This is a genomic window from Actinocrinis puniceicyclus (assembly GCF_018283645.1).
Taxonomy (GTDB): Bacteria; Actinomycetota; Actinomycetes; order Streptomycetales; family Catenulisporaceae; genus Actinocrinis; species Actinocrinis puniceicyclus.
The window spans coordinates 1-11,278 of record NZ_JAGSXH010000147.1 but is presented as its reverse complement, the minus strand read 5'-3'; the positions used below and the strand labels follow the sequence as shown (position 1 = coordinate 11,278).

Genomic DNA, 11,278 nt, shown 5'->3' with positions numbered 1-11,278 from the left:
GTGTGGGGGTGGGTGCGTAGGTGGTGGGCGAGGCGTGCGGCTTGGGCTTGTAGTGCGGGTTCGCTGCGGGCGGAGAGCAGCCAGGGGGTGAGCGCCGCGGTGTCCGGTGCGGTGTCTGGTGTGGTGTCTGGTGTGGTGTCTGGTGTGGTGTCTTGGGTTTCCTTGCTGGTCTTCGTGCCCTGAGTGCTCGGGCTGCTCGGGTCGCCCTGTTCGGCGGGGTCCTGCGGTAGCGCGTCAGTGTCTTGTGTGGTCTCGGTGTGCTGGTCGGGTGGTTGTTCGATGATGATGTGGGCGTTGGTTCCGGAGATGCCGAAGCTGCTGATGCCGGCGCGGCGGGGGCGGTGGTGTTCGGGCCAGGGGGTCGCTTCGGTCAGGGGTTTGACCGTGCCGGGGGTCCAGTCCACGTGCGGGCTGGGCGCGTCCAGGTGCAGGTTCCCCGGCAGCGCGCCGTGGCTGATCGCCTGGACCATCTTGATGACCCCGGCGACACCGGCCGCGGCCTGCGTGTGGCCGATGTTCGACTTGATCGAGCCGATCCACAACGGGTGCCCGGCCGGCCGGCCCGGGCCGAAGACCGCATGCAGCGCCTGCGCCTCGATCGGGTCGCCGAGCGCGGTCCCGGTGCCGTGCGCCTCGACCGCGTCGATCTCGCCCGCCGACAACTGCGCGCCCTGCAACGCCTGGCGGATCACCCGCTGCTGCGCCAGGCCGTTCGGCGCCGTCAGACCGTTGCTCGCACCGTCCTGATTCACCGCCGAACCACGCACCACGGCCAGGATCCGATGCCCCTTGCGCTGCGCGTCCGACAACCGCTCCAGCAGGATCAGCCCCACCCCCTCCGCGAAGCCGGTGCCGTCGGCCGCCGCCGCGAACGGCTTACAGCGCCCGTCCGCAGACAGGCCGCGCTGCCGGCTGAACTCGATGAACAAGCCCGGGTCGGCCATCACCGTCACCCCGCCGGCCAGCGCCAGCGAGCACTCCCGGTTCCGCAGCGCCACACACGCGAGATGCGTAGCCACCAGCGACGACGAGCAGGCCGTGTCCACCGTGACCGCCGGGCCCTCAAAGCCGAAGCTGTAGGCGATGCGGCCAGAGGCGACACTCGGCAGCGAACCGGTCATCAGATAGCCCTCAAAGGACCCTGCGTCCCGATGCGAGCGTGGGCCGTATCCCTGCGCGATGACACCCGCGAACACCCCGGTCGCCGACCCGCGCAGCGTCTCCGGGTCGATCCCGGCGTCCTCCAGCGTCTCCCACGTGGTCTGCAACAGCAGCCGCTGCTGCGGATCGATCGCCAGCGCCTCCCGCGGCGAGATCCCGAAGAACTCCGCGTCGAAACCAGCCGCGTCGTGCAGGAACCCGCCCTCGCGGGTGTAGGACCTGCCCGGACGGTCAGGGTCCGGATCGTAGAGGTCTTCGTCCCAGCCGCGATCCGTCGGGAAACCCGTGATCGCGTCCTGCCCCGCGGCCACCAGCTCCCACAGGTCCTCGGCGCAACGCACCCCGCCCGGATACCGGCATCCCATCCCGACGATCGCGATGGGCTCCTTCGCGCTGTCCTCCAGCGCGCGCAACTGCTGCCGGGCCTGGCGCAGATCCGCCGTCGCCCGCCTGAGATACTCCCGGAACTTCACCTCAGAGCTCTGTGATCCGGCGTTCGCGGCACTCTCGTGGTTCGTCATGCCGAAGCCCCCAACTCGTCGAGAGCCGCGAACAGCTCATCGTCACTGGCGTCGTCCAGGGCGCCGGCGACGGCCCCGGCCTCCCCGGCGCGGCTCCACCGCCGCACCAGCACCTGCATCCGCGTCATGGCCTCGACATAGACATCCGAGCCCTGATCGACCTCGGCCAGCCGCGACTCCAGCCGGCCGAGGTCGGCCAGCAGCGCCGCCGACGCGCCCGCCGCGGCCTGCGGATCCAGCTCGCCCAACACGTGCCGCGCGAGCAGCACCGGCGTCGGATGGTCGAACACGACCGTCGACGCCAGCCGCAGCCCGGTCGCGTCGTTCACCCGGTTCCGCAGTTCCACCGCGGTCAGCGAGTCGAACCCGAGCTCCTTGAACGGCAGCTCGACCTGCACCCGGTCCGCGGACCCATGACCCAGCACGGTCGCCGCGTGTGCGACGATGAGGTCGAGCACCGCGCGTTCCTGATCGGCCGCTGACAACGCGCCGAGCCGCCGCGTGAACGACTCGGCGTCGGCCGCCGCACCGGCCGCCGCGCGCCGCAGCGGAGCCCGCACCAGGCCGCGCAACATGTGCGGCGGCTCCGCGGCCATCGCACTCAATGCCCTGACGTCTAGGTTCGTCGGGATGAGCACGGCCTGGGCGCTGCCGAGCGCGGTGTCGAACAGGCTGAGCCCGTCCTCGGTGGTCAGTGGCGTCAGCCCGCCGCGCTTGAGCCGGTTGTGGTCGCTCTGGTCCAGGTGTGCGGTCATCCCGCTCGCCTGTTCCCACAGCCCCCACGCCAGCGACGTGGCGCTGAGCCCGCAGGCGAGGCGCGACTGGGCCAGTGCGTCCAGGTAGGCGTTGGCCGCGGCGTAGTTGCCCTGGCCCGGCGTGCCCAGGGTGCCCGACGCCGAGGAGAACAGCACGAACCTCGCGACCGGCAGGTCCCGGGTCAGCTCGTGCAGGTTCCACGCCGCGTCGACCTTAGGACGCAGGACCCTGTCGAGCCGGTCCGGTGTCAGCGCGCTGATCGTGGCGTCGTCGAGGACGCCCGCGGTGTGGACGACCGCCGTGAGCGGATGCGCGGCGGGGATCGTCGCGAGCAGCGCGGCCAGGGCGCCGCGGTCCGCTGCGTCGCAGCACTCGATGCGCACCGACGCGCCGAGCCCGCGCAGTTCCCGCGCCAGGTCCGCGGCCCCCGGCGCGGCGGCCCCGCGCCGCGAGGTCAGCAGCAGGTGCCGCACGCCGTGCCCGGTCACGAGCCGCCGGGCGGTCAGCGCGCCGAGCGTCCCGGTCGCGCCGGTCATCAGGACCGTACCGTCGGGGTCGAGCCGCGGCGGCATCGTGAGCACCAGCTTGCCCGTGTGCCGGGCCTGGCTCAGGTGCCGCAGGGCGTGCACGACGTGCCGGACGTCATATGTGCTGACCGGCAGCGGCCGCAGCTCGCCGGACGCGAACAGCTGCGTCAGGTGGGCCCACATCCGCTCGATGCGGTCCGCGCCGGCCTGCATCACGTCGTAGGCGAAGTACTCGACGCCCGGGTGCGCCGCGCCGAGCGCCGCCGCCTCGCGGATGTCGGTCTTGCCCATCTCGACGAACCGGCCGCCCGGGCCCAGCAGCCGCAGCGACGCGTCCACGTACTGAGCGGCCAGCGAGTTCAGCACGACATCGACCGTCCCGGCGGCGGCCCGGAAGGATTCCTCGAAACGCAGATCCCGCGACGAGGCGATGCGCTCGTCCGGCACGCCCAGTTCCCGCAGCGTTTCCCACTTGCCGGGACTCGCCGTCGCGTACACCGTCGCGCCGAGCACCCGGGCCAGCTGCAACGCGGCCATGCCCACGCCGCCGGTCGCCGCGTGCAGCAGCAGCTTGTCGCCCTTCTTCAGCCGGCCGAGGTCGACCAGGCCGTAGTAGGCGGTCAGGAACACCACGGGGATCGCGGCGGCCTGCGCGAAGCTCCAGCCTTCCGGCACGTGGGCGAGCAGCCGGTGATCCGTGACCGCCACCGGGCCGGTGCCGCGGAACATGCCCATCACGCGGTCCCCGGGCTTGAACCCGCTGACGTCGGGGGCCACCTCCAGCACCTCGCCCGCGGCCTCGCCGCCGACCGCCCGCACGTCCTGGACCAGGCCGAGGGTGACCATCACGTCGCGGAAGTTCAGGCCGGCGGCGCGCACCGAGACCCGCACATGCCCGGCTGGCAGCGGCGCGGCGGCCTCGGGCCAGGGGATCAACGCGATGTCGTCCAGGCTGCCTCCGATCGGCGCGTCCAGCCGCCACGGCGAACCGTCGTCGGGCAGTATCAGGCCACTGTCGGTGGCTGCACGGGCCAGTCGAGGCGCGTGCAGCGTGCCGAGGCGCAGGGCCAGCTGCGGCTCGTCGGCGGCGGCCGCGGCCAGCAGCACGCCCGCGTCCGGTGCGGCGCCGTCCAGGTCGAGCAGGGCGAACCGGCCGGGGTTCTCGTTCTGCGCGGTGCGGATCAGGCCCCAGACGGCCGCCTGTGCCAGGTCCCTGACGTGTTCCCCGGTCCGCGTGGCGACCGCGCCGCGGGTGAGCACGACCAGCCGGGTGTCCGCCAGCCGCGCTTCGGCGGTCCAGCGCTGCGCCAGCTCCAGCGTCCGGCGCGTGACATCGTGCACTGCGGCGGTGGGCTCATCGGCTCCGGTGCCCGGCGTGGTTTCCCAGAACACGATCGAGGGTGCCTCACCGCCCGCGTCGAGCGCGGCGACCAGCGAGTCGAAGTCGTCTGATATCGCGTGGGTGACAGCGGCGGTCTCGGCGGCGGCGGGCTGGGCGGTGGGAGTCGGCACCGGCTCCCAGCGCAGGTGGAACAGCTGGTCGGCGCCCCCGGCCGTGGCGGTGGAGAGCGCGTCGGCGGACACCGCTCGCAAGACCAGTCCACCGACCCTGACCACCGCGGCGCCGGCCGGGTCGTAGCCGGTCAAGCCGAGCGAATCAGAGCCGTTCGTCCGCAGCACGACGCGCAGGGTGGTCGCGCCGGAGGCGTGCAGCACCACGTCGGTCCAGGAGAACGGCAGCTTGACGGCGTCCGCACCGGCACCGGCACCGGCACCGGCATCGCCTCGCGCCGTAGCCGTAGCCGTAGCCGCGGCCGGATGCAGCGCCGCGTCCAGCAGCGCCGGGTGGATGCCGAAGCCGCTGACGTCGGTGTCCCCGGGCAGCGCCACCTCGGCGTACACGTCCGTGCCGTCCTGCCAAGCCGCGCGCACGCCCTGGAACAGCGGACCGTATCCGTAGCCTGCGTCGGCGAGCGCCGCGTAAAGCTCCTCCGGCTCGACCGCGACCGCCCCGGCCGGCGGCCACTGCGCCGGGCAGGACCGGCCGGCCTCGCGGTCCGCGTCGCCGAGGAAACCCTGCGCGTGCAGTGTCCACGGGTCCTGCTCGCGGTCCGCCGCGCGCGAGAACACCGTTACGGCGCAACTGCCGGACCCGGGCTTTTCGGATTCCCCGGGCTCTGCGCACCGCCCCGGCTCTGCGGACCGGGCGAATTCCCCGGACTGCGTGACGGTGACCTGGATGTGGACAGCGCCGCGCTCGTCGAGGATCAACGGCGCCTGCAACGTCAGTTCCTCCAGGCGCGCTCGGCCGACCTGGTGTCCGGCGTGCAGGGCCAGTTCGACCAAGGCGGCGCCGGGCACCAGGACCGACCCGCCGACCCGGTGCGCGTCCAACCACGGATGAGTGCGCAGCGACAGCCGTCCGGTGAACACCCACCCGCCGCCCTCGGCCAGCGACACCGCCGCGCCGAGCAGCCGGTGCCCGGCCTCGGCCAGGCCCAGATCGGCCGGGCGCGCGGCGGCGTCAGGCGTCGCGATCCAGTGGCTTTCCCGCAGGAACGGATAGGTCGGCAGCTGGACTGTGGCCAACTGGAGCGGGGAGAGAGCCGCGCGCCCGGTTCCCCGGTCCTCAGGGGTGAGCGCGGGAGTCAGCGCGTTCCAGTCGACCGACCCGCCGCGCACGTGCAGCCGCGCCGCGTTGGTCAGGAACTGCTGCCACTGCGGTTCTTCGCGGCGCAGGCTGCCCAGCACTGCGGCCTGGTCGCCGGCGCCCGCGGCGTCGAGCGTTTCCTGCATTGCGATGCTGAGAACCGGGTGCGGGCTGATCTCGACGAACGCCCGGTGGCCCGCGTCCAGTAGCGCACGGGTGGCCTGCTCGAAACGGACGGTGCGCCGCAGATTGGCGAACCAGTACTCTGCGTCCAGGGCCGCGGTGTCCATGGGCTGCGCGGTGACGGTGGAGTAGAAGGCGATCTCGCCACGCCGGGGCCGGATCCCGGTCAGCCCGGCGACGACTTCGTCCCGGATGGCGTCCACCTGCGGCGAGTGAGAGGCATAGTTCACCGGGATGCGGCGCGCACGCACCCCCTTCGCCTCATACGCGGTGACCGCCTCGTCGATCGCCGCGAAGTCACCCGCGATGACGGTCGAATCCGGGCCGTTGACGGTGGCGACCTCCAGCCGTCCCTCCCACGCGGCCAGACCCGGCCCGACCTCCTCGGCGGGCAGGGCGAGCGAGGCCATGCCGCCGCCCGCGAGCGCCCCGACGGCGCGGCTGCGGACGGTCACGATCCGGACGGCGTCCTGCAGCGAGAGCGCGCCGGCGATGTAGGCGGCCGCGATCTCGCCCTGCGAATGCCCGACCACGGCCTGCGGCCGGACCCCGGCCGCCTGCCACATCCGGGCCAGCGAGACCATGACGGCGAACAGCACGGGCTGCACCACGTCGTCGCGGTCGAATGCCGGCGCCCCCGGCTCGCCGCGCAGCACACCGAGCAGCGACCAGTCGACCAGCGGCGCGAGTGCCTCGGCGCACTGCTCCATCTGCTCGCGGAAGGCCGGGGCGCACTCCAGAAGCTCTCGCCCCATGCCGGCCCACTGCGAACCCTGGCCGGGGAAGACGAACACTGTCTTACCGAGACCGCGCTTGCCGAGGCCCTGCGCGACCCCGGAGACGACGCGCGGGTGCGGTTGCCCGGCGGCCAGCGCCCGCAGCGCCTCCTCGATCTCGCCGTCGCCTTCGCCGAGTGCGACGGCCCGATGCGTGAACAGCGCGCGCCCGGTGGCGAGCGCGCGAGCCACGCCGGCCGGATCCGCACCGGGGTTGCGCGCGGCGAACTCGGCCATCTGCCCGGCCTGCTGGGTGAGGGCCTGCGCCGACTTGGCCGAGACGGTCCAGGCGACCAGCGCGCACGACGGGGCCGCAGGTTCGTCCGGCGCGGGCGCCGGCACGGGCGCCGCGGCGGGCGCCTCTTCGATGATCACGTGGGCGTTCGTCCCGGAGACGCCGAACGAGGAGACGGCGGCGCGGCGCGGGCGGCCGGTCTCGGGCCAGGGCACCGACTCGGTCAGGACCCTGACTGTACCGTCGGACCAGTCGACATGCCCGCTGGGCTGGTCCACGTGCAGTGTCTTCGGCAGCACGCCGTTGCGGATCGCCTGCACCATCTTGATCACGCCCGCGGCGCCCGCGGCGGCCTGGGTGTGGCCGATGTTGGACTTGATCGAGCCGAGACGCAGCGGCCGCGCGGCGTCCCGGCCGCGTCCGTAGGTCCCGATCAGCGCCTGCGCCTCGATCGGGTCGCCGAGCGGGGTGCCGGTGCCGTGTCCTTCGACGGCGTCCACATCGTGCGTCGTCAGCCCCGCGTTCGCCAGGGCCTGGGTGATGACGCGTCGCTGGGACGGGCCGTTGGGCGCCGACAGCTGGCTGCTGCGGCCATCCTGGTTGACCGCGCTGCCGCGGATCACGGCGAGGACCGGATGCCCGTTGCGCCGGGCCGCCGAGAGCCGCTCCAGCAGCAGCATGCCGACGCCTTCGCCCCAGCCGGTGCCGTCCGCCGCCGAGGCGTACGACTTGCAGCGGCCGTCCGCGGACAGCCCGCGCTGCCGGCTGAACTCGATGAACGTGGTCGGCGTCGCCAGCACGGTCGCGCCGCCGGCCAGGGCCAGAGCGCACTCGTCGTTGCGCAGCGCCTGGCAGGCCAGGTGCAGCGCCACCAGCGAGGAGGAGCAGGCGGTGTCGACCGTGATCGCCGGCCCCTCCAGGCCGAAGGTGTAGGCGATGCGGCCGGAGGCGACGCTCGGCGCGCTGCCGATGCCGATGTAGCCCTCGAAGTCCTCCGGCATCGGTTGCAGTCGTGAGCCGTAGTCGCTGTACATGACGCCGACGAACACGCCGGTCTTCGACCCGCGCAGCATGTCGGGGTCGATGCCGGCGCGCTCGAACGACTCCCAGGAGGTCTCCAGCAGCAGGCGCTGCTGGGGGTCGGTGGTCAGCGCCTCGCGCGGGCTCATCGCGAAGAAGGCCGGGTCGAAGGCGTCCGCGTCGTGCAGGAAGCCGCCCTCGCAGGTGTAGCTGGTGCCGACCCTGCCGGGATCGGGGTCGTAGAGGGTTGACACGTCCCAGCCGCGGTTGTCCGGGAAGGGCGAGATGGCGTCGCGGCCCTCGGTGACCAGCGCCCACAGCTCGTCGGGCGTCCTGGCCCCGCCGGGGTACCTGCACGCCATGCCGACCACCGCCACGGGCTCGGTCAGCGTGGCGGTCAGGCTGCGCCGCTCGGCCCGCAGCCGCTCGTTCTCCTTGAGCGCCTTGCGCAGCGCTTCGGCGACTTGCTCAGATGACAGGCTCATGTGGGTGCACCCTTGGAGGTCAGAACTTTTCGCTGGGGTCAAGTGCGAGCTTCACGAGGTCTTCCAGGTCCAGCTCGTCGATCTGGTCGATGGCGCTGTCGGCCTGGGCCGCGGTTTCGGGTCCGCCGGACGGCGCCCCGGCCGATGCCGCGCCGGCGGTTGCGCCGCTCAGTTGCAGGAGCCGGTCGAGGATCCCGGCCTCGCGCAGCCGTGCGGGTGCGATGGCGGCCAGCAGGCGTGTCACCGCCGCGTCGTCGAGGTCTGCTGCTGCTACCGCTGTGCTCGCGGTGTCCGTGACGCCGGTGGTGCCGGTCACGCCCGCGGCGTCGGCCTCTCCCGGTTCGGGGCTGAGGGCTTCGGCGAGGTGAACCGCCATCGCGGCCGGTGTCGGATGGTCGAACACCAGGGTGGTCGGCAGCCGCAGGCCGGTGGCCGCGCCGAGCCGGTTGCGCAGTTCGACGGCGGTGAGCGAGTCGAAACCGAGATCCAGGAAGCCGCGCTCGTCGTCGACGTCGTCGGCTGCGGTGTATCCGAGGACTGAGGCTGTGGCCGCGAGGACCGCGTCCAGCACCGCCTGGGGCCGGTCCGCCTCGGGTAGCGCGGCGAGCTTGGCCCGCAGGTCCGGCGCCGCACCGGTTCCGCTCCTGCCGGCGCGCACGCGGACCAGGCCGCGGAGCACGGCGGGCAGCGTGCCGTTCTCGGCGTGTTTGCGCAGCGACGGTTTGTCGAGCCGGGAGGGCATCACCACGCGGTGGTCGCTCGCGCACGCGGTGTCGAAAAGTTCGAGGCCGTAGTCGCTCTGGATGGTCCGCACGCCGTATTCCTCGATGCGGCTGCGGTCGGCGTCGCTGAGCTTCGCGGAGATGCCGCTGGTCTGCTCCCACAGGTCCCAGGCCAGCGAGATCGCGGGCAGGCCCGCGGCCCGGCGCCGGTGTGCCAGGGCGTCGAGGAACGTGTTCGCGGTCGCGTAGTTCGCCTGGCCCGGCGTGCCCAGGATGCCTGCCGCCGAGGAGTAGATGACGAAGGACTTGAGCGGCAGTTCCCGGGTCAGCTCGTGCAGGTTCCATGCAGCGTCGGCTTTGGGGCGAAGGACGGTGTCGAAGTGTTCCGGGGTCTGGGTGCCGAGCGTGGCGTCCTTCAGGACGCCCGCGGTGTGGATCACGGCGCTGAGCGGGTGCTCGGCCGGGATGCCGGCGAGGACCGCGGCCAGGGCGCCGCGATCGGCGGCGTCGCAGGCCTCGATGCGGACGTCGACGCCGAGGTCGGTGAGTTCGGCGTGCAGCTGCGCGGCGCCGGGCCCGCCGATGCCGCGACGGCTGAGCAGCAGCAGGTGTTTCGCGCCGAGCCGTGTGGCGAGGTGCCGGACCAGCAGGGTGCCGAGGGTGCCGGTGGCGCCGGTCACCAGGACGGTGCCTTCCGGATCGAACAGGTCCTCGCGCGGGCGCAGGGTACTGGTGTCGGCGTGTGCCAGGCGCGGGACGCGCAGTTCGGCCTCACGGACAGCGAGGTACGGCTCGCCGGCGGCCAGCGCCGCCGGGATCAACGTGCTGCTGTCCGCCGATTCGGTACCGGTGCTGGTGTCCGAGTCCAGGTCGATGAGGACGAACCGGCCGGGGTTCTCGGATTGGGCACTGCGGATCAGGCCCCAGATGGGGGCGTGGCGCAGGTCTGCGACGTCCTCGTCGGTGTCGGTGGCAACCGCGCCTCGGGTGACGAGGGCCAGGCGGGTGGTCTCGAACCGGTCGTCGGACAGCCAGTCCTGGACGAGGGCCAGCGTGCTGTGCGCGCTCTGGTGGACGGACGCGATGATCTCGCTGTCGCTCGGTTGCTCAGAGAAGCAGGATACGAAGACAGTGTCGGGCGGGTTGGCGCCCTTGGTCACGGCTTCTCGCAGGGCACGCAGATCGGGGTATCGCGTCGGTGCGATGGTCTCGCCGAGGCCGAAGGGGTCGGGGCCGAGCACTGCCCAGGTGCCTGCGAGGGTGCTGCCGGCGCCGGCTGCGGGAGTGGGAATCGTCGGCCAGGTGAACTGGTAGATGTCGGGATGGCGCCTGGTTTGCGTCTGCGGGGCGGTGACCGCTCGTACTGCGACGGCTTCGACGGTGATGACGGGCGCACCGGAGGTGTCGGCCGCGATGATCGACCATCCGTTGCCGTCCGCCGAGCTCAAGCGCACTCGCAGCGTGGTGGAGTCGGCCGCGTGGAGCGTGACGCCGCTGAAGGAGAAGGGGACCTGGGGCGGTGCCGGCTCGGCCGAGGTGCCGTTCTCGTCGAGCATCTTGTTCAGGACGAGGGTGTGCAGCGCTGCGTCGAGTAGTGCGGGGTGGATGCCGAAGCCGTCCGTGTTCGTATCCTGCGGCAGGTTGACTTCTGCGTAGAGGGTTTCGCCGTGTTTCCAGGCGGCTTGCATGCCTTGGAAGGTGGGGCCGTATTCGTAGCCTTGTTCGGCAAGCGCGTCGTAGAAGCCTTCGGTGCCGAGGGGTTGGGCGTCGGTTGGTGGCCAGGTGGTGAGGGCGGCGGTTCGGGGGTTGGCTGCGGTCGTGGCGTTCGGTGTGGTCGGTTCGGTGGTGAGGGTGGCGGTGGCGTGGTGGGTCCAGTTCGTCTGTTCTTGCTCGTCTTCGGTGTGGGGGCGTGAGTGGACGTCGAGGCGGCGGTGGTCGTTGTGGTCGGGTGCGGCGACGGTGACGTGTATTTGGATTTCGGTGTTCTCGGGCAGCAGGAGCGGGGCTTGGAGGGTGAGTTCGTCGATGTGGTTGTAGTCGAGGCGGTGTGCGGCGTGTAGTGCGAGGTCGAGGAGTGCGGTGCCGGGTAGCAGGACGGTGCCGGTGATGGTGTGGTCGGCGAGCCAGGGATGGGTGCGCTGGGAGAGGCGTCCGGTGAATGCGGTGGTGCCGTCCGGTTGGGTGATCTGTGCGCCGAGGAGGGGGTGTCCGGGTTCTGTGAGGCCTAGGTCGGAGGGTTGGG

At 72.4% G+C, this 11,278-nt stretch carries 3 protein-coding genes; all 3 read right to left on the bottom strand.

What is annotated here, in order from left to right:
• A partial coding sequence (locus KGA66_RS25435; protein WP_211471450.1) for a type I polyketide synthase occupies positions 1 to 1,682 on the bottom strand: 1,682 nt, incomplete at its 3' end.
• Positions 1,679 to 8,308, bottom strand: coding sequence for an SDR family NAD(P)-dependent oxidoreductase (locus tag KGA66_RS25430; RefSeq protein WP_438822078.1), 6,630 nt, complete (start codon positions 8,306 to 8,308; stop codon positions 1,679 to 1,681). The genes KGA66_RS25435 and KGA66_RS25430, both read right to left, overlap by 4 nt.
• A 25-nt stretch (positions 8,309 to 8,333) precedes the next feature.
• Positions 8,334 to 11,278, bottom strand: a 2,945-nt coding sequence (locus tag KGA66_RS25425) for a type I polyketide synthase (protein ID WP_211471446.1), incomplete at its 5' end; no start/stop codon positions are given.